Raw genomic sequence first — 18,322 nt, 5'->3', positions numbered from 1 at the left:
TTGAGCCGACGTGAAAAAGTTGGATGGCAGGTGGCTACTTAGCGGTGTTCATATCTTGTCGCATAGAAGGCGACAGCGCTGGAAGCGGCGACGTTGAGACTGTCGACCCCGTTGCTCATCGGAATCTTGACGGTGAGATCCGTGTTCGCAATGGTTCGGTGGGTCAATCCGTCGCCTTCCGTACCGAATATGAGTGCGATTTTTTCAATGTGATCGGACTCGCTTGAAGCATTGTTGAGTCGCCTGGTTAGTTCATCAAGACTAATGGAATCGTCGGTCAATGCCATTGATGCGGTTGTGAAGCCGAGATCGTTCAATTCCCGCAGTCCTTGGATTGGCCACAATTTGTTGTCTTGCTCTTTGGTGCGGCGGTTGCCCGAATCGCCTGCATGGTTCAAAGCGGCATTAGTACCATTGCCGTCGTTGTCGCCGGCGTGTTCGGTTACGTTTAGTGTTTGAGAATCGATTCTAGTCCATAGCACTTGAAAAACCGTGCCCATTGAGACGCGTGCGGCACGGCGATACAGCGGATCGCCACAAGACGGTGTAACGAGAACGGCATCGACCTCCAGTGCGGCGGCTGAACGCATCAGAGCTCCGACGTTGGTGTGATCGACGATGTTTTCCATGACCGCAACACGTCTGGCATTCTTACAAACTTGTGCGACTGTCGGCAGCTTCCAGCGGTGCATCGCTGCCAGAGCTCCACGGTGAAGCCGATAACCAGTCAGTTTCTTTAGTTGTTCGGATGAAGCGACATAAACCGGGATTTGATCGCCCCAGCGTGCATTGATTTGCTTGAACATCTCCTTCATGTCGTCAAGCCAAGCTTCTTCGACGAGCAATGAAACTGGTTCTCGTCCAGCGGCCAGTGCGCGTTCGATGACCTTGGGGGATTCCGCGATGAAGATCCCTTGCTCGGGCTCCAGCCGGTTGCGCAGCTGCACTTCGGTAAGGTGGGTATAAGCGGCCACTCGCTCGTCGTCGATGGTCGTAATGTTAATGATTTGCATGACTGTCTGTCCTTTCCGTTTTGCGCAGCTGATTTTCTTAGCCGGTGGACACCTTTTGACTGGAGACTCGAGCTCTACTGAGTCTTGTCTGGATACACGAAGACCCCTTGACTGGCAAGGGGTCTTCAATCTTAATTATCGTGCCCAGGACGGGAGTTGAACCCGTACTCCTGAAAAGTTAGGAACTAGCACCTCAAGCTAGCGCGTCTACCATTCCGCCACCTGGGCAGGTGCGTTCAAGCAACAGATAGTACTATACACCATTGCGCGGTAATTGGTAGGTCGGTGTGTCGAAAAAAAGAATCCTCGTGCTGTCAACGCGAAAGGATGGTTGTGGGCGCATGATTTCCTGTTGTTTATGTCGAGATAAAACCGTAGCAAGGGCGTAGAATGAGGTTTTATCCGTGAATTGACCGGAATTGGGGCACAATGGAACTGAAACGAAACTCAAAGAATAGAAGGCGCGGAATTTGTGTTGCCATGGTGGTGGTATTGGTGTTGGCTGTTGCCGGAGTTGTTTCATCCAATACTATGTATTCTTACTATCGCAAAGGTATGAGCCGGTGTGTGCAGTGGGGTAATTCGTACAAGCTTGCTGCTGCGCATGTAGATACACTTATTGCGCAGGATGCTGTGTTGGTCAAGAGTGCCCAAAACCGTCAAGATGGTACCCTCGAAACGCTTTCTGCCGATCAGGTCAACACCGCACAGGCTACGTTGGAATCGGCTCAAAGACGACGTAAGGAGATTGCGTCGCAAGAAAGCGCCAATCCGATGATGTCTTGTTCGACCAAAGAGTTGACACCGAAACTCAACGATGAAACGAGGCTTGAACGACAGTGGACCGGCGAGTTGGAAAAACTGATCGGCGACTTGAATGCAGCTTTCAAGCCACTGCTTGTTCTCTACGCTTTGGATTCTGGGGTGGGGCAGTCTGCCAGGAAAGAGCTGGAGGCAGTGACCGATGGCGTGGCTGCTTTTGCAAGATTGCAAAAGCACACTGTCGATTCGAAAACGTTGCAAACGTTGGAGCATGCCATACAAAAAGCCAATGCAGATGTGGCGAACTCGGCGCCGTATTCGCGGTGCAATGACGACCAGGAAATGCTTTATCGTGCCGCTGACAAAGTTGTGAAAGCTGGCAATAAAGCAAAAGGCATCGATTGTGCAACTCAACGTTGTGTGGCGCTCACGTTCGATGACGGTCCCGATTTCGAATTGACTCCGCAACTGGTTTCGTATCTGCAAACCGAGGAGATTTCCGTGACCTTTTTCGAGATGGGACAAAAGGTGCAGGCCGATGGGGGATCGCTTACGCGACGGTTGGCGCAGGCGGGATTCCCGATTGGCAGCCACACATGGAGTCATGAGGATTTACCGGCTATCATCCAGAACCATCATGAGGGGCAACAGCTTGATGATACCGCTGCACTCATTGCTTCGGCAATCAATGTTCCCGTGAATTTCGTTCGACCTCCTCACGGTGCTGTCGATGAAGCCAGTCGCACCTACATAGGGCGAAAGGAGGGCGCGGCAATCGCGATGTACGGAGTGGATTCTTATGATTGGTCGCAAGGTGCCACGTCGGCCTCATTAACCCGAAAGATCATGACACAAATCGAGCCGGGTTCCATTGTCCTCATGCACGATATTCACCCGCATACCGTCGAAGCGGTTCCTGAAATTATTGCAAAATTACGCAAGCAAGGTTATCGTTTCGTAACTATTCCCGAACTGACGGAAGAATATCCGAGGGCCGGAGCCGTGTACTATTCTCGTGACGACATCCTACGCATGTGATCGATGCAGCGATTACCCGAGACGGTTTGCGATGTTGAGCGGACCAGTGAAGGTATAATGTGGCGATTTCCCTTGATTCGTCCGTACCTTCGGTAGCCTTGAACTATGACAAGTCCGCTTTTTGTATTTGATGCTGCACATGATGACGTACCTGTCAATTGCGACGAGCTGCACACAGGATGGACCATCACATTGCCGACGGCAATCAAGCGCCATGCGATAGGTGCGATGCGTCTACAGGAAGGAGAGGCGCTTCAGCTTTCCGATGGACGGGGCTTGCGAATTGATGCCACGGTTTGCGATACGCAGAACGGCTTGGTTGAAGTTTCACAATTCGTCAAGGAAGAGCGTCCGGTTACCAGGCTTGCTTTGGTGCAGGCGCTCGCGAAAACGGGACACGACGAACAGGCGATCGATATGGCGACACAGATCGGTGTTGATGAGGTGGTGCCGTGGCAGGCCAACCGCTCGATTTCTAAGTGGAAGGCCGGGCGCACCGATCGCAAATGGGATCAGACACTAGTGGCGGCGACAGAGCAGTCCCGTCGGTCATGGAAGCCGGTCCTCTGCGAATGCGTGTCAAGCAAACAGGTTGTTCAGATGTGCCGGCGAGCCTGTGTTCATCATGATTTGGTGATTGTTCTACATCAGGATGCAACCGCGACTTGGGATGTTGTCGAGTCCAACGTATCTCACCTTGCACAGCGGTGCCTTGATGATGGGAAGCCGCGTACGGTTTATGTGGTCGTTGGCCCAGAGGGCGGCATCAGTGACGACGAGGTGGATCAGTTTACATCGGCAGGTGCAGATGTGTGCGTATTGGGTGCGAACATCATGCGTGCGTCAACTGCGGGACCAGTGGCTTTGTCTCTGTTGGCTCGCGCATTGGGGCGATTCGCCTGAGAAGTTGCGCGCTCTGCTTGATTCGGTCTTTTTCGGCAATGGTCACCCGTCTGCAAACCTGTGCTCGCGTGTGCCAAAGGAGGTGCAATCAGTGTTTAATACGAAGATTGCATGAAGTGAGCATTCGTGCTTCCTGACCCGTCCATTGTTTTGTGAGAGTGTGCGTGACGAGTATTCGAAAATATTACGCCAATATCCTTGCGGACGAATAGCATGGAGAAAGGGCGTGATTGCGTCCGAATGTTTTCAGCAAGGAGCATGTATGGCCAACGATTGCCTGTTCTGCAAGATTATTGCGGGTGAGGTTCCAAGCACCAAGGCGTATGAGGATGATACCACGTATGGGTTCATGGACATCAGCCCCAAGGCAAAAGTTCATGTTTTGCTTGTTCCGAAGCAGCATTATACCAAGGTTTCTGAGCTTGCTGAAGCCGATCCGGCTGAGCTTGCTCATATTGTCAAAGTTGCACAGTCCATCGCCGATAAGGAATTCAACGGTTCTTATCGCTTGGTCTTCAACACCGGCGAGGATGCCGGGCAGTCGGTATTTCATGTTCATGCACACGTACTAACCGGCGAAATGATGGAAGAGTAGGAGAACGGTGGCCAGCGCTAAACGAGTCATCATTATCCCCGAGGAACTTGATCCGGTTGCTGTGTTGGGGCCGGGCGACGAAGTGCTTGCCGAGGTTCGGCATGCGTTCCCAGAAGTCAATGTTTTCGTGAGGGGCAACCGCGTTGAGATTTCCGCATATTCCAAGCGCGATGACATCGAGGCGGACAAGGTTGCCGATGTGCTGGGCAATGTCATAGATTCCGCCTACAGTGCCCCAGCCGACTCATTAAATGTGCGTCGCATGCTTGAAGCGCGCCAAGTTGGCAAAAAATCCGGATTGCTGGGTGATGGCGGACGTGGGGATGGATATGCGCAACGCTCATATACCCGCGGTTTCGCAGGTTCGGGCGATCGTCGATATCCGGCGACCCATCATGATTCGGACCATGACGGCAATCGGGCGGCGCGCCGGAATCGCCATGTTCCTAATGTCATTGCTTTCGCCAATGGTGAGCCCGTTCGTGCGAAAACCGCTGGCCAGGTTGCTTATGTTCGTGCTATCGACTCGAACACCATCACTTTTGCTGTCGGCCCTGCAGGAACTGGTAAGACCTATCTGGCGGTAGCCAAGGCGGTTCGTGCGTTCGAGGACGGTAGAGTCAGTCGCATCATCCTTACGCGTCCGGCTGTTGAAGCCGGTGAAAGCCTCGGGTACTTGCCAGGCACGCTGAACGACAAAGTTGATCCCTACCTGCGTCCCCTGTACGATGCACTTTCTGATATGCTCGGTGCAGGTCAGATGCATCGCTACATGACGGATGGCACTATCGAAGTGGCTCCGTTGGCATATATGCGAGGTCGTACGCTCAACGACGCGTTCGTCATCCTTGATGAGGCGCAGAACACTACCGAACAGCAGATGAAGATGTTCCTAACGCGTCTTGGATTCAACACCAAGATGGTCATCACCGGCGACGTCACCCAGATCGATTTGATGGTGCCTCATTCGGGGCTTAAATCCATCGAATCTATCTTGGGAACGATCGACGGCGTCACTTTCGCGCACCTAGGATCGAAAGATGTTGTGCGACATGAGTTGGTCGGCAGAATCGTCCAGGCGTATGATGCATATTCGAATAAAACAGCAGGTTGGAGAACTAACGGAAAGGAACGTCATTGAGCGTCGAAGTGACCAACGAGACGATTTGGCAGATTGATCCGAAAATCTTCTCTGACTTGGGCTTGTGGGTTATGGGGCGCATGCAGGTGAGCACGAATTCCGATTTAACCGTACTCTTTGTCGATCCTGATCCAATCGCTCAGCTGCATATGCACTGGATGCAGTTGGAGGGGCCAACGGACGTGATGAGCTTCCCAATGGACGAGTTGCGCCCTGGAGAGGACGGAAAGATGATGGAAGGTGTTCTAGGCGACATTGTCATCTGTCCCTGGGTTGCGCAGCAGCAGGCGGCGGCGGCCGGACATTCCGCTATGGACGAGATGATGCTTCTGACCATTCACGGCATTTTGCATCTGCTGGGTTATGATCATGTCGATGTCGAGCAGGAACAGCAGATGTTCGGCCTTCAACGGCAGTTGTTGCTTACGTTCCTTGCGGTGAGGGAAGGGCAGGTTCCACAGGCTGTGTTGCCTTCGGGCTCTGTTGATTTGTTGGCGCAATGGGATGCCGGGCATAGTACAGGTCGTAACGACAATGAGGAACAGTGAGACGGCTGTGATGCAGGATATATGTATGTATCCGATTAAGGCGAAGGGCCTGTTGTTGTCGCCATTGGATTTGGTAGAGATGAATGTGAACAATACGGCAACGTTGTATCGATTATGAATTTGGAATGTAGGGAGGTGCACAGTATATGGATACTTTGACCATCACGACAGTGATCTTGCTTGTCATCGTGGCGGCTTTGCTGGTCTGGCTGTCGTGGCTGATGGCATTGGGCGAATCAGCGGTTTCGCGCGTTACTAAAGCCATTCTGAACAATCGGATTATCAGAATTCAAACCGAGGATCAGGAACTCGGCAAATTAGTGCAGGATCGGCAGATTCGAAAGGTGCACAAAGTTCAGAAGTTGATTGTAGACCGTTATGCCACGGCAGGTTCCTGCGCTTTCTTCCGTATATTTTGCAATGTGTTTGACGGTGTGCTGGTTTCCGTTATCGTCATGCTGATCAATCAGCCGCTGTGGGTTGCAGTGACTGTTGGTGCGGTTTTTGCCTTGATGGTGGCTGTGGTTTCAATTTTACTTCGTCCGAGTTCGGCCGGTACCTCACAGCCGCTTGATTTGATGATGCGTTACTCTTCGATTATTTCCCTCGCGGTAAAGCTCACGCCATTTGCCAAGTCGCGCGAAAACAAGGAACAACGGCGTCATGACAAAGAAAACGAACTGTCCGACGATGAGGCTTTGGAGAAGATTCAGCGTGAGCAAGGTCGTGCGACCATCGATCGATTGGTGGAAACCGACGATTTCGATCCAGAAGTTGCTGAAATGATGCGTAATGTGCTTATGCTTTCAGATACGCTGACTCGTGAAATCATGGTGCCGCGCACCGACATGATTTGCGTTGAGTCAGATGCGTCCTTGCAGGATTTCTTGCAGATGTGTTCGAGATCCGGGTTCTCGCGTATCCCGATTATCGGCGATGACGTTGATGACTTGGTCGGTATGGCTTATTTGAAGGACGCAGTACGTGCCACGGCCTTCAATTTGGGAGCACGGGAAAGGGAAGTCAAATCCATCAGCCGAGTCCCTATGCTCGTGCCAGAATCCAAACCTGTTGATGATCTTTTCCATGAAATGCAGCGTACTCGTCAGCATGTTGCCGTGGTTGTTGATGAATACGGCGGAATTGCCGGATTGGTGACCATTGAGGATGCCATCGAGCAGATTGTCGGAGAGTTGGATGATGAACATGATCGCATCCAGCATGCGGAACCTGAAAAGATAGGGCCGAACAAGTGGCAGATGCCCGCACGCACCTCGATTGCTGATCTTGAGGAACTTTTCGAAGTGGACATTGATGAGGACGATGTGGATACGGTTTATGGTTTGTTGACCAAGTTGCTTGGCCGTGTACCGATCGTCGGTATGAGTGCGGTTACGCGAGGTTTGCGTCTGACCGCAGTCGATTCGGCCGGACGACGCAAAAAGGTGTCGACGATTGTGGTGGAGCCCGTTCCACTTGAAGATGGCAATGACGGCAGTGGTGAAACCGATGAAGGCGTGAAGCAGGATGAAAAGGAAAACGAACAAGATGACTGATAATAGCAATTTGAACACTGAACCAGGCAAAGCACTTTACCGTTCCGGATTTGTGGCGGTGGTTGGAAGGCCGAACGTCGGCAAGTCCACACTGATCAATGCGTTGATCGGCACTCAGGTTGCCATCGCCTCTTCGCGACCTGAGACCACGCGTAAGGCTATTCGTGGAATTCTGACGACCGAGAACGCTCAGATGGTACTGGTTGATACCCCTGGCATTCACCGTCCGCGAACACTGCTTGGACAGCGACTTAATGATGTGGTCGACGAGTCGCTGAGTGATGTCGACGAAATCACTTTTCTTCTGCCAGCAGATCAAGAGATCGGACCGGGTGACAAGCGTATCTTAAGCCGTCTTCGCAGTGAATTCGCACGCAAGGACGAGAAGAGCGGTGCATTTATCTGGAAGGTCCCGCTGATTGCTGTTGTTACCAAAATTGATGAACTCAACCGTCATGAGCTGATGGCCAAGCTTACTGAAATTAGCCAATTTGCCGATTTTACTGATCTGGTGCCGGTCAGTGCTTTGGAACACGACAACGTTGCCGAGGTCAAGCAGGTACTAATCGACAACTTGCCTGAAGGCCCACAAATGTACCCTGATGATCAGGTAACCGAAGAAAAGCCTGAGGATACCATCGGCGAACTGGTGCGTGGTGCGTTCCTTGAAGAATTGGACGATGAACTGCCGCATTCCCTGGCGGTGGTTGTCGATTCAATCGACCTGCCGGGCGAGTCCGACAACCCTCTGACCGAGGACGGGAAAGCGCATGTGATGGTTTCGGTCTATGTTGAGCGTGATTCCCAGAAGCCCATCATCCTCGGTCACCGTGCCGAACATCTCGTTCAGGTTAAGAAGCGTCTGCGTACCGCAGTCAATCGTATCGTCGGTCAAAAGTCCAAGCTTGACCTTCATGTTAAGGTTGCCAAGGGTTGGCAGTCCGATCCCAAGAAGCTGGAACGGCTGGGTTTCTAGATCGGTTGCGAACTGTTGACGGATAATGAGAAATCCATTACCAATGGCATTGAACATTGGCAAGGATTTCTCATTGCGGGTGCTGTGAAACTATATGCATCAGATGTCTGTTCGTTGCTGTTTACGCGGTAGGTTGCATAAAATGTGTAAGAGACTGCGCCCGCCGGCCACCATGATAGCCGGCGGGCGCAGTCTTGAGTTGCTGCTCTGTATCAGAGCGTACAAGTCAATGCGTTACGCCTAGATCTTGCCGCCCTCTACAACGATGTCATCGGGGTTGGAGGAATCGCCGTACACCGGTTTGAGCGTTTCATCGTAATCCTTATGGAAGAACTGTTCCTGACCAAGTTTGACGATCTCATCGTTGATGAAGTCGAGGAGTTCCTTATTGCCTTTTTGCACGGCGGGAGCAATAGGCTCTTCATCGCCGAGTTTGGTGATGCCGACGGTGAATCCTTTGTTAGACTTGGCCCATGCGAGCACTTCGGTGTTGTCGGTGCTCAGGGCATCTCCGCGGCCGTCAAGCAACGCGTTGTAGGCATCCGCGTACTGATCGTATTTTTGTAGCTTGATATCCGGATACTTGGCGAAGTAAGGCTCGGCCGTAGTGCCTTTGGCAATGATCAGTGTCTTGCCTTTGAGTTCATCGACACTGGTAATCGGCTTGGATTTAGGGGAGACCACACCGAGCGCCACTTTCATGTATGGCTTGGCGAAATCGACTTTTTCTTTACGCTCAGACGTAACCGTGAAATTGGCCAGCGTTACGTCAACCTTGTTGCTGGCAAGTACATCGACACGAGCAGCGGGATCGACGGTGGTGTATTCAGGCTTCACGCCGAGATCTTTGGCCAGACGCTTTGCGAAGACCACATCATAGCCTTGATTCTTGCCGTCCTTGTCGACATAACCGAACGGCGCCTTATCTGAGAAGACTGCGACCTTGAGTTTGCCGGACCTCTTGATTTGTTCGAGGGTGCGTGCGGTTTGCTGTTTGCTGGAGTCAGAGTCGGACTTGCCACTGGTGTCATTGCTCGGAGTCGCGCCGGAAGGGCCGCAGGCGGCAAAGCCGGCGAGCATGGTGACTGTTGCCACGGCTGAAATCGTTGCTTGCGCTGTACGTTTAAATACGTTTGTTGCCATGATTGTTCTTCCTTTTATTTACAAAATTATTGAGGGTGCAGGGTTTTGTTGTTATCGGAAGCACGAAGATCCAGGAAAACCGGAATGAGGTGTTCCGTCAATGTGCCGATTGTCGAAGAGGTGCTAATGACCTTCTGGCGACTTTGGCGTTGGAGCGGATGAAATATGTCAGTGGGCCAACGAGGCCATGGTCTGGCATCGATTTGTGTTCGTTTTGCCGTGCATTCGTGTTGCCCTGCACATTGTTGGTGTGTTTCGATTCATTGTTTCGACCTCCCTTTGCTGGTTGTTGGTTAAAGCAGAATCAATTCTGCCGTTCTCGGCTGTACGTGAATGTGCTTAGGAAACGCTTGGCTCGCGGTGATTGGGGATTGGTGAAGAATGCTTCGGCGTTGTTTGATTCTTCGACGATGCTGCCGTTCTCAAGTAGGATGATCCGGTCGGCGATAGCTCGTGCGAAGGCCATTTCATGGGTGACGATCAGCATGGTCTGACCGCTGTCTGCGAGCTCTACGATCACGTCAAGAACTTCACGTACCATCTCCGGATCGAGTGCGGCGGTGACTTCGTCGAAAAGCATGATCTGCGGATGTTCGATCAGGGCCCTGCAGATGGCGACTCTCTGACGTTGCCCTCCGGAAAGCTCATGCGGCCAAGCGTCTTGACGGTCCGCCAAACCCACGCGTTCAAGCAATTGTATGGCTTCGGCCTTAGCTTCTTGCTTTTTTCGCTTCTGAACCAAGACCGGTGCGAGCATAATATTGCCGATCACCGTTTTGTTGGGGAACAGGTCATAGCTTTGAAAAACCATTCCGACCTTTATGTCGTGTGCATTGCTACTAAGGGGTTTCGAAAGCGAATTGTCAGAAGGTTTCGATTGGCTCGTGTGTCCCTTGTCCGAAGCGCGAAGAACGTCGCGGCCGATGGAGATATCGCCACCCTGAATGGGTTCCAGACCGGCAATGGTTCGCAATAGAGTGGACTTGCCGGAACCGGAGGGACCGAGAATGACAAGCACCTGTCCGGCCAGAACATCAAAGGAGATGTCGTTCAACACCGGTTTGTCGGCTTTCTCGTATAGTTTGGTCACATGCCGCAGATGGAGAGCATTGTCTTGTGAATCCGTGTCGACTGTGTTGAGTGCCTCAGTCATGAGTCCACCTCTTTTCGAGTTGCCTGGCCACGATCGAGAGCGGCCAACATATCAGGAAATACATGAAGAAAATTACGCCATAGATCCAGAGTGCCGCATTCGGATATAGGAAGCGGTTTGCGTCGATGATCTGCTGTCCAACCTTGATTACTTCGATCACGCCAAGCAATGCCGCCAATGAGGTGGTTTTGACGATTCGTGTGGCAAGGTTTACTCCTGCAGGAAGCAGACGACGTAGAGCTTGGGGAAGAATCACCCTGCTGAACGTCTGCCAAGAATTAAGCCCAAGTACTTGAGCTGATTCATACTGGGTGCGAGGTATTGATTCCAAAGCGCCACGCACGAGATCTCCGAGCTCGGCGCCGCCCCAAAGGACAAACACAAGCACGCATGCGCTGGTGGCATCCAGGTTCCAGTCGAAGGCTCGTGAAAAACCGTAAAAGGTTATGAACAGCAATGCCAGTTGCGGCATGACGCGCACGAACTCAAGATAGATTCTCATCACCAATCTGATGAAGGGGTTGTGCAGCGTCATCAGCCAACCGACGATGAGCCCCATCGGCAAAGAGAAGATCACGGAAACCCCGGCTATCCAGATGGTGACCCACAGCCCTTGCAATAAACGGGGGAAGACGCCTGCCTGTATCAGTATTTCAGCGCCGTGCATAGTCGAACCTCCGCTCCAAAATCGTGCCGAGGATTGAGATTGGCAAAAGAATGATCAAGTAAGAGACGATTAACAACGCCAACGATTCGTATGTGTTGTAGGTCTGTCCTATCAAATCTTTGGTAACGTACATGACGTCGGCCAGAGCAATGGCAGACACCACCGATGACTCCTTGACAAGGAAGATGATGTTGGCGACCACACCGGGAATGGCAGTGGAAAGGGCTTGCGGCAACGTAACATGAACAAGCATTTGCAAGGCGTTGAAGCTAAGCACACGTGCCGACTCACGTTGAATCTGCGGCACGGCCTCAAATCCTGCGCGAATAGCCTCCGCCATATATGATCCGCCGAGGAATGTGAGGCCTACAATCGCGCACGTTTGCGCCGACCACGAGATGTTGAGTTTCGGCAGACCGAAATACAGGAAATACAGCTGAACCAACAGGGGGGTGTTGCGGGAAAGTTCGATGTAAATGCGAACGATTTGTCGCAAAAGCGGAATTCGCGCCACTTCAATGGCTGCGCAAAACACGCCGAGCACAATGCTGAAGATGACGCCGAACAACGAAATGAAAATGGTCATGTAACCGGCGTCTACGAAGTAGTGGGCATTATGGAAGATGAAATTCCAATCCATGTGCTCTCCTGCCTCGTGATGTATGCTGATTTGCCTGCTAGCCTGTCGGTGTCAGTCAATCTGGGTGTGTCCAGAATGCGGCACGTAACCAATAGTAACTTGGTATCGGTGAAGGCGCACGGTTTGTGTCATACGTATACCTGATAGGTTGTTATCAACATAAGGTTTCGCAGCTAGAAATCCCATGATTAGGGGGACTGCTGTTGTGCCAAATGGTTTGTCGAAACATGATTCGCAATTCGTTTTACCATGAAATATTCCGACTAATGCGTAATCTCTTGTCGACGTAGGTTTTCAAGGTTGTAGAATAACCGGGATAAGTTTGGCGTCGCGAATAAAACGAGCGGCTACTTTTTCTTTGTGTATATCTGGGTGTTGAGCAAATTCGAGTAGTGCCTGAGAACTGCAGGGCGCTTTACTTTCATTGATGCGGTCAGCAAGCCGTTCTCCTGCGAGAACTCCTCAGGAAGAAGGATGAACTTTCGCACAGATTCGGCACGCGATACGCCAGCGTTCGCCTTGTCTACCCATTTCTGCACCTCGGCACGTACCACGGCGTTGTTGCAGGCTTCTTCCAGAGGCATGTCGCGATCAAGTCCGGTAGCATCGAGCCAAGCGCGCAACGATTGCTCTTCAAGCGTGATGAGTGCGGAAATGAAGGGGCGTTTGTCTCCGAGGACCAGCGCCTGAGAAACGAATGCGCAACGTTGAATGATCTCTTCAATGGGCCCGGGGGCTACGTTCTTGCCGCCTGCGGTGATGATGAGATCCTTCTTGCGTCCGGTGATATACAGGAAGCCTTCATCGCTAATTCGTCCGAGATCGCCGGTCGCATACCAGCCGTCGTCCGTGAACGCTAGCTCGGTGGCTTCGTCGTTCTTATGGTAGCGATGGAAAACGCAAGTTCCCTTTACCTGTATCTCATCATCTTCGGCCAAGCGAATCGAGAAGCCTGGGTAAGGGACACCAACGGAACCCTGATGGTAGGGAATTCCCCTTGGGTTGAATGCACAGGGTGCCGTGGTTTCGGTCAACCCGTAACCCTCATAAACAGGTACGCTTGCGCCTCGGAAAAAGGAGAGGAGTTCGGGGTCGAGCGGTGCCCCTCCTGCGACGAACCATTCGGCATGGTCTCCAAGAACCTCGCGCAATGACCTGTACACGACTGGGTCAAATGCAGCTCTTCGTGCACGAGTAGTGAAACTCGCCTTGCCGTTTTCGCTGATCTCTTTCTCGTATTGCTGTGCCGCGACCACGGCCGCTGCAAATGCGACTCCCTTGGCTCCGTGTCCTGCCTTCTGGGAAGCGGCGTTATAAACTTTCTCAAGTACACGCGGCACGAGAATGGTGACAATGGGTTTGGATGCCTGCAAATCGCTAGTCAGCGTCTTGATGCCGCCTGCAATATAGATCCTCAGGTCGCTGGCCACCACGATGTAATTGACAGCTCGTGCAAATGTGTGTGCCTGTGGCAGGAAAAGTAGCACGGACTTGCCTTTTTGTAAAAGTAGATCCGGCATGTAGTCGCGTAGGTTCAAGGCAGTGGTGCAATAATGCTCGTGTGTCATCTCCACACCCTTGGGTGCGGCGGTGGATCCCGAAGTGTAAACGATGGAGCATAGATCTGTCTTCTTGATGGAGTCAATACGTGCGTCGAGTGTCTCGTCGGTGACCGAATGGCCGTAGTCGCACAATTCCTCAAGAGCTCCGCTCTCAAGCGTGTAGATTTTCTCCAGGGTCGGGCATTCCTCAACGGCCCCATCAGCCTTTTCTTGCATGGCCTTGCTCTCCACGATGAGGAGGCGGGAGTCGGAATTGTTGACGATATTGCGTATTTGTTCAGCTGAGTCGGTGTCGTAGATTGTTGCCAGTACACCGCCGATAGCAGTGACCGCAGCGTCCACCACATCCCATTCGTAGGATGTGTGGCACATGAACGAAACGGTGTCGCCCTTGTCGATTCCGTAATGCATCAAACCCTTGGCCGTGTTCCGCACGTCCTCAAGAAACTCATTGGCTGTTTTCGTGACCCATTGATGATCGACCTTGAAAGTGTAAAGCGGATCGTCACCCATGCGCTGTGCACGTTGTGCATACAGATCGTAAATGGACATGTCGTCGTCGATGGGGGCGTTGCCCGCGGTCGACAAGGTGAGGAAACCCGTTTGGTCGTCAACGAAAAGCTTTGTGGGATAACCCGGACCCCATTCGCTGCTATGAGGCAAGGTGGAGAAGTTCACTGGCTTGACGAATGTCAATTCCTTGGTATCGTTGAAATCCGGCATGTCCGGATCTTCAGTGTTAACCGGGTGCTCAAAGCCGCTTCCCAAATGAAAAGCCTTCTGACTCAGCTTCAGGGTTTCTTTCTTCAGTGAGCTCATGACTGACACGTGTTGTCTCCTCGACTTTCAATAGCGGCGCAATAATATGATGATGAAGCCGATTCTATCGGTTTTTTTAGGTTTCGTCACCTTACGGTAGCGTAGGAATACAGATGTGTATCAAGGGATAATGGGCATTGCCGGTGGGGCCGTACTTGTGGAATCGGTCCATATCGATACGGGCTTGTCGCAACAAGCATGAGCGCGTTCAGCGGAAGTGCTCGGAGTTGAAGTGTTGGGACAGGAGTTACGTTTATGCCAGGCCGAATGCGGTTTTGACGAACTGTGTCACGGCACGCCAATACAGTTCTGGTTGCGTGCTTGCCGACATGGTGTGAGCTGCTCCCGAAATCATGAGCTTTTGCTTCACTGGACTCGCGCATGCGCGGAAGTTGCGTTCCAGGCTCACGGGGCTGATGAAGCTGTCGGCTGACCCATGAATGAACAGTATTGGGATCGAAGCACGATGCAATGCGTCAACGCATGAAGCATCCGAAAAGCGGTAGCCTGCCCTATGGTGCGAGATGGCGCTTATGCAGGCAATTACTGGTTTGGCGGCGAACTTTGGGATATGGTAAAAATGGCGCGCACTGTACAAGAACTGGTTTTCCAGCGTATCGTATCCGCAATCGGCTATGACGGCCACGACATTTGGGGGAAGGTCCGGTGCGCCGGCGGCGAGCATCACCGTGGAGGCGCCCATTGAGATGCCATCCAGCAATATTTTTGCCTTGGGATCCTTTTTTGTAACGGCTTCGATCCACTGCAACAGATCTTGCTGTTCCAAAGCGCCCATACCGATATATTTCCCGCCACTCAACTCGTGGCAGCGGCTTGCAGGGGTGATTACTGTAAAGCCAAGCTTGGAAAATCTGTGGGCATATTTGGACATTTCCGCCGGAGCGCCGGAATAACCGTGGCAGCAGAACACATAAAGGTGTTCCGGTGAGTTTGAGCAATCGGGGTCAAGTATCCAGGAATGCAAGCGAACGCCATCCGCAGCCGTGATGACCGCCTCGCGTCTGGCTTCCTCGAACCATCCAAGTGCTTCGTTCTCTTCCTGCTCGTCAAGGGATGGTTGACTGGTTATTGATATGTGCTCTTGCAGCCCGCTGTGGATCAACGAATGAGGCCAGTTCGGCTCAAGGGCGAAACGGAAGAAATAGTCTGCTGCGATGTAGAGCGCACCTGCGCAGACGGTGCTTGCGTAAAGAAGATTGCGAACGACAGTTGTTTCTCCTCTACCGTGAGCCATGAGATGGTCCTTCCGTTGTTCGCGAATCCTGGTTCCATGATAAATGGTGAGGTTCACAAAGCCGAATTGTAGGAGCAGGCAATGAATGCTGGTTGTTTCCGATGAACTTGTGATGTTTGCGTGGATTAGATTGCAATGTCTGCTTGACGGTTTAACATGAACACGTTGTTTTGATAAATCATACGGTTTATCGCGCTTTGGCGAGGGGAAGCAATTCCCGTTATCGACTGGGCTGAATATTTTAAGTCTCTTTGGAGACTGCGATTTTTCGGCGCGTCGGTGCACCGAAACAACGCAGTAAATATGACAGGTTGATTGTTCAAGGAGATCATAATGACAAATACCATCACTCTCGAGGGTGAAGTCCGCACCGAGTTCGGCAAGGGCGTTGCACGCCGTCTGCGCGTTGCCCAGCAGATTCCTGCAACCATCTACGCCGGTGGCAACGATCCCGTTTTCGTGACGCTGCCCATGCGTGAGACCACGCTTGGCCTGCGCCGCAAGAACGCCCTGTTCACCATCAATTACGGCAAGGAATCTAAGATGGCCGTTGTCAAGGACGTCCAGCGTAACCCCGTTAAGCGCATCGTAGAGCACATCGATTTCTACGAAGTCAAGGCCGGCGAGAAGATCGAGGTCGATGTTCCGGTCTTCACCGTGGGTACCCCGAAGGGCGCCGCTGTTGCGTTCGTCGATATCCAGCAGCTGCGCGTGCGTGCCAGTGTCGATCAGCTCCCAGAGCGTATCGATGTCAATATCGATGGTCTTCAGGACGGCGACAAGGTCTTCGCCAAGGATCTGGATCTGCCCGAAGGTGTCGAGTTTGTCAACACCGACGTGGACGAATCCGTTGTTTCTGTTGAGGTTCCTGCAGATGCCACCGCGACCACCGCAGTGTCCTCCGATGCTGAAGGCGCTGAAGGCGCTGATGCTCCCGATGCTGAAGGCGAAGCTCCTGCGGCCGATGCCGAAAAGAAGTGACTCGTATCCTGACAAGAATATGAGCGTTCTTTCGTATTGACGGAAGTTCAAAGCCTGCGTTTCCATATATTCATGGCAATGCAGGCTTTTTGTTCTTGCTCTGGGCAAGTGGCTGCCGATGCTTTTCATATTGTGAACGATTTCGCTCCATTTGTCCTCTTGTGTGAAAGAGTTGCGTGATATCGGGCGCCACAAGCGCTTCAAGCACAGGACAATCCGCGATTTCCGCCGCTGCAACGACGGAAAAATTAAGAAGAATGTTATGACAGAACAATCCCATCATGATTCAGAAGTATTGTCACAATTGACGCAATCGTTCCCGGTTCTTGACAACCCGCATCCCGCTTCAGAGCAAGAGCGTGTGAAAATGATTGACAAGCCTGCTTTCGGCCAAGTGTTCAGCGATAACATGGCCCACATGGTATGGCAAAAAGGAAGCGGATGGGGTGAGCGACGCATTGAGCCTTTCGGTCCGCTTATGATGAATCCGGGTGCTTCCGTTCTGCACTATGCTCAGGAATGCTTCGAAGGACTTAAAGCGTATCGCCACGCCGACGGCAGCACGTGGCTGTTCCGCCCAGATGCGAACGCGGAACGTTTCGCTAATTCTGCCAAGCGTATGTATTTGCCGGAACTGTCGAAAGAGGATTTCCTGGGATCGGTTGCCGCGTTGGCCAAGCGTGACGTAAATTGGGTACCGAGTCGTCGCGAATACACGCTTTACTTGCGACCGTTCATGTTTGCTTCTGAGGCTTTCTTGGGTGTGCGCGCTCCGAAAACCGTCGATTATTGCGTCATCGCTTCACCCTCTGGTCCGTATTTCCCGGGCGGCATAAAGCCGGTGAGCATATGGGTTGAGGACAAGTGGTTCCGTACTGGTCCTGGCGGCACAGGTTTCGCCAAATGTGGCGGCAACTACGCGGCATCAATTCTGGGGGAGTACCGCGGTGCTGAGAAGGGCTGCGAACAGGTATGCTTCGTCGATGCAGCCACGAAGACCTATCTCGAGGAACTCGGCGGCATGAATGTGTTTGCTGTCCATAAGGATGGACATCTGGAAACACCGTCTCTTACGGGCAACATCCTGCCGGGTGTCACCCGTCGTTCGCTTATTCAGTTGGCGGAGGACCACGGCCGAAATGTGGTTGAAACCATGATCAAGCTTGATGATCTGCTTGAGGATATTAAGTCCGGCGAGGTTACTGAGGTGTTCGCTTGTGGTACTGCTGCGATCATCACACCTATCGGACGCTTCAAATCGGAGAAATTCGACGTCGAAGTCAACGACGGACGGTCCGGCGAACTGACCTTGAAGCTGCGTGAGGAGTTGCTTGGCATTCAGATGGGTGAAGTTGCCGACCCGCACGAATGGATGTGGAAGGTCTGCTAACTACTGATGGTCTGAACCCATCCGTTACGGGATGGGAAAATCGGTATGTGCCGTGCCTGGATTTGGTTCGGTGCAAACCGTTTTATTGGTGATTGGGCGCGCGGATTATTTTCTTATCCGTCCACGTTCGATACATTAGGCAACCGCATTTGTCGGTTCTGTTGTCTGGAACGTCGATTC

The 18,322-nt window shown here is 52.3% G+C and carries 17 protein-coding genes and 1 tRNA gene; 9 read left to right on the top strand and 9 right to left on the bottom strand.

Annotated features, from left to right (window positions below; all coding sequences use genetic code 11):
- Positions 1-38: 38 nt before the first annotated feature.
- Positions 39-1,013 carry a TrmH family RNA methyltransferase gene (locus GA0061077_RS02665; RefSeq protein ID WP_091847349.1) on the bottom strand — a complete coding sequence of 325 codons (975 nt, stop codon included), beginning with the start codon at positions 1,011-1,013 and terminating at the stop codon, positions 39-41.
- 141 nt (positions 1,014-1,154) lie between these two features.
- A tRNA-Leu gene (locus tag GA0061077_RS02660) sits at positions 1,155-1,241 on the bottom strand.
- Between the two features lie 252 nt (positions 1,242-1,493).
- Here GA0061077_RS02660 and GA0061077_RS02655 point away from each other — a divergent pair.
- The 7 genes from GA0061077_RS02655 (at position 1,494) to era (ending at position 8,532) form a co-directional block, all read left to right on the top strand.
- Complete coding sequence (locus GA0061077_RS02655; protein ID WP_159426903.1) at positions 1,494-2,813, top strand: polysaccharide deacetylase family protein; 1,320 nt, start codon at positions 1,494-1,496, stop codon at positions 2,811-2,813.
- 105 nt (positions 2,814-2,918) lie between these two features.
- Positions 2,919-3,716, top strand: coding sequence for a 16S rRNA (uracil(1498)-N(3))-methyltransferase (locus tag GA0061077_RS02650; protein ID WP_091847347.1), 798 nt, complete (start codon positions 2,919-2,921; stop codon positions 3,714-3,716).
- A gap of 262 nt (positions 3,717-3,978) precedes the next feature.
- Positions 3,979-4,311, top strand: coding sequence for a histidine triad nucleotide-binding protein (locus GA0061077_RS02645; RefSeq protein ID WP_091847346.1), 333 nt, complete (start codon positions 3,979-3,981; stop codon positions 4,309-4,311).
- 7 nt (positions 4,312-4,318) lie between these two features.
- On the top strand, positions 4,319-5,452 hold the full coding sequence (locus GA0061077_RS02640; RefSeq protein WP_091847345.1) for a PhoH family protein: 1,134 nt from the start codon (positions 4,319-4,321) through the stop codon (positions 5,450-5,452).
- Positions 5,449-6,000 carry an rRNA maturation RNase YbeY gene (gene ybeY, locus GA0061077_RS02635; protein ID WP_091847344.1) on the top strand — a complete coding sequence of 184 codons (552 nt, stop codon included), beginning with the start codon at positions 5,449-5,451 and terminating at the stop codon, positions 5,998-6,000. Before GA0061077_RS02640 ends, ybeY begins: the two co-directional genes overlap by 4 nt.
- A gap of 146 nt (positions 6,001-6,146) precedes the next feature.
- Positions 6,147-7,556 carry a hemolysin family protein gene (locus GA0061077_RS02630; protein ID WP_091847343.1) on the top strand — a complete coding sequence of 470 codons (1,410 nt, stop codon included), beginning with the start codon at positions 6,147-6,149 and terminating at the stop codon, positions 7,554-7,556.
- Complete coding sequence (gene era / locus GA0061077_RS02625; RefSeq protein ID WP_234696470.1) at positions 7,549-8,532, top strand: GTPase Era; 984 nt, start codon at positions 7,549-7,551, stop codon at positions 8,530-8,532. The genes GA0061077_RS02630 and era overlap by 8 nt, the downstream gene beginning before the upstream one ends.
- A gap of 240 nt (positions 8,533-8,772) precedes the next feature.
- Here the strand turns inward: era and GA0061077_RS02620 are convergent, their stop codons facing one another.
- The 6 genes from GA0061077_RS02620 to GA0061077_RS02595 form a co-directional block, all read right to left on the bottom strand.
- A complete protein-coding gene (locus GA0061077_RS02620) occupies positions 8,773-9,675 on the bottom strand; it encodes a cysteine ABC transporter substrate-binding protein (protein ID WP_091847341.1) in 903 nt (300 codons plus the stop codon).
- A gap of 304 nt (positions 9,676-9,979) precedes the next feature.
- Positions 9,980-10,828, bottom strand: a complete 849-nt coding sequence (locus GA0061077_RS02615; protein WP_091847340.1) for an amino acid ABC transporter ATP-binding protein — start codon at positions 10,826-10,828, stop codon at positions 9,980-9,982.
- Positions 10,821-11,495, bottom strand: a complete 675-nt coding sequence (locus tag GA0061077_RS02610; RefSeq protein WP_091847339.1) for an amino acid ABC transporter permease — start codon at positions 11,493-11,495, stop codon at positions 10,821-10,823. Before GA0061077_RS02610 ends, GA0061077_RS02615 begins: the two co-directional genes overlap by 8 nt.
- Complete coding sequence (locus tag GA0061077_RS02605) at positions 11,482-12,135, bottom strand: amino acid ABC transporter permease (RefSeq protein WP_091847338.1); 654 nt, start codon at positions 12,133-12,135, stop codon at positions 11,482-11,484. Before GA0061077_RS02605 ends, GA0061077_RS02610 begins: the two co-directional genes overlap by 14 nt.
- A 347-nt stretch (positions 12,136-12,482) precedes the next feature.
- Positions 12,483-14,525, bottom strand: a complete 2,043-nt coding sequence (locus GA0061077_RS02600) for an AMP-dependent synthetase/ligase (protein WP_091847337.1) — start codon at positions 14,523-14,525, stop codon at positions 12,483-12,485.
- A gap of 244 nt (positions 14,526-14,769) precedes the next feature.
- On the bottom strand, positions 14,770-15,771 hold the full coding sequence (locus GA0061077_RS02595) for an alpha/beta hydrolase (protein WP_091847336.1): 1,002 nt from the start codon (positions 15,769-15,771) through the stop codon (positions 14,770-14,772).
- 333 nt (positions 15,772-16,104) lie between these two features.
- Here GA0061077_RS02595 and GA0061077_RS02590 point away from each other — a divergent pair, with 333 nt between their 5' ends.
- Positions 16,105-16,752, top strand: coding sequence for a 50S ribosomal protein L25/general stress protein Ctc (locus tag GA0061077_RS02590; protein WP_091847335.1), 648 nt, complete (start codon positions 16,105-16,107; stop codon positions 16,750-16,752).
- Positions 16,753-16,822: 70 nt separating this feature from the next.
- Here GA0061077_RS02590 and GA0061077_RS06720 read toward each other — a convergent pair whose 3' ends face one another.
- Entirely contained in the window at positions 16,823-17,035 is a 213-nt protein-coding gene (locus tag GA0061077_RS06720; RefSeq protein WP_143249585.1) for a hypothetical protein, read from the bottom strand.
- On the opposite strand from GA0061077_RS06720, the gene GA0061077_RS02585 reads away from it, so the two are divergent.
- Entirely contained in the window at positions 17,015-18,142 is a 1,128-nt protein-coding gene (locus tag GA0061077_RS02585) for a branched-chain amino acid aminotransferase (RefSeq protein WP_091847619.1), read from the top strand. The genes GA0061077_RS06720 and GA0061077_RS02585 overlap by 21 nt on opposite strands.
- The last annotated feature ends 180 nt before the right edge of the window (positions 18,143-18,322 follow it).

The sequence above is a fragment of the Bifidobacterium commune genome (assembly GCF_900094885.1).
Lineage (GTDB): Bacteria > Actinomycetota > Actinomycetes > Actinomycetales > Bifidobacteriaceae > Bifidobacterium > Bifidobacterium commune.
This window is presented reverse-complemented; position numbering and strand designations above follow the sequence as displayed.

Excerpts from the sequence above, each read along its gene's own strand:
- GA0061077_RS02665 (WP_091847349.1), bottom strand. The coding sequence starts at position 1,013 with ATGCAAATCATTAACATTACGACCATCGACGACGAGCGAGTGGCCGCT.
- GA0061077_RS02655 (WP_159426903.1), top strand. The coding sequence starts at position 1,494 with ATGGTGGTGGTATTGGTGTTGGCTGTTGCCGGAGTTGTTTCATCCAAT.
- GA0061077_RS02650 (WP_091847347.1), top strand. The coding sequence starts at position 2,919 with ATGACAAGTCCGCTTTTTGTATTTGATGCTGCACATGATGACGTACCT.
- GA0061077_RS02645 (WP_091847346.1), top strand. The coding sequence starts at position 3,979 with ATGGCCAACGATTGCCTGTTCTGCAAGATTATTGCGGGTGAGGTTCCA.
- GA0061077_RS02630 (WP_091847343.1), top strand. The coding sequence starts at position 6,147 with ATGGATACTTTGACCATCACGACAGTGATCTTGCTTGTCATCGTGGCG.
- era (WP_234696470.1), top strand. The coding sequence starts at position 7,549 with ATGACTGATAATAGCAATTTGAACACTGAACCAGGCAAAGCACTTTAC.
- GA0061077_RS02620 (WP_091847341.1), bottom strand. The coding sequence starts at position 9,675 with ATGGCAACAAACGTATTTAAACGTACAGCGCAAGCAACGATTTCAGCC.
- GA0061077_RS02615 (WP_091847340.1), bottom strand. The coding sequence starts at position 10,828 with ATGACTGAGGCACTCAACACAGTCGACACGGATTCACAAGACAATGCT.
- GA0061077_RS02610 (WP_091847339.1), bottom strand. The coding sequence starts at position 11,495 with ATGCACGGCGCTGAAATACTGATACAGGCAGGCGTCTTCCCCCGTTTA.
- GA0061077_RS02605 (WP_091847338.1), bottom strand. The coding sequence starts at position 12,135 with ATGGATTGGAATTTCATCTTCCATAATGCCCACTACTTCGTAGACGCC.
- GA0061077_RS02595 (WP_091847336.1), bottom strand. The coding sequence starts at position 15,771 with ATGGCTCACGGTAGAGGAGAAACAACTGTCGTTCGCAATCTTCTTTAC.
- GA0061077_RS02590 (WP_091847335.1), top strand. The coding sequence starts at position 16,105 with ATGACAAATACCATCACTCTCGAGGGTGAAGTCCGCACCGAGTTCGGC.
- GA0061077_RS02585 (WP_091847619.1), top strand. The coding sequence starts at position 17,015 with ATGACAGAACAATCCCATCATGATTCAGAAGTATTGTCACAATTGACG.
- GA0061077_RS06720 (WP_143249585.1), bottom strand. The coding sequence starts at position 17,035 with ATGATGGGATTGTTCTGTCATAACATTCTTCTTAATTTTTCCGTCGTT.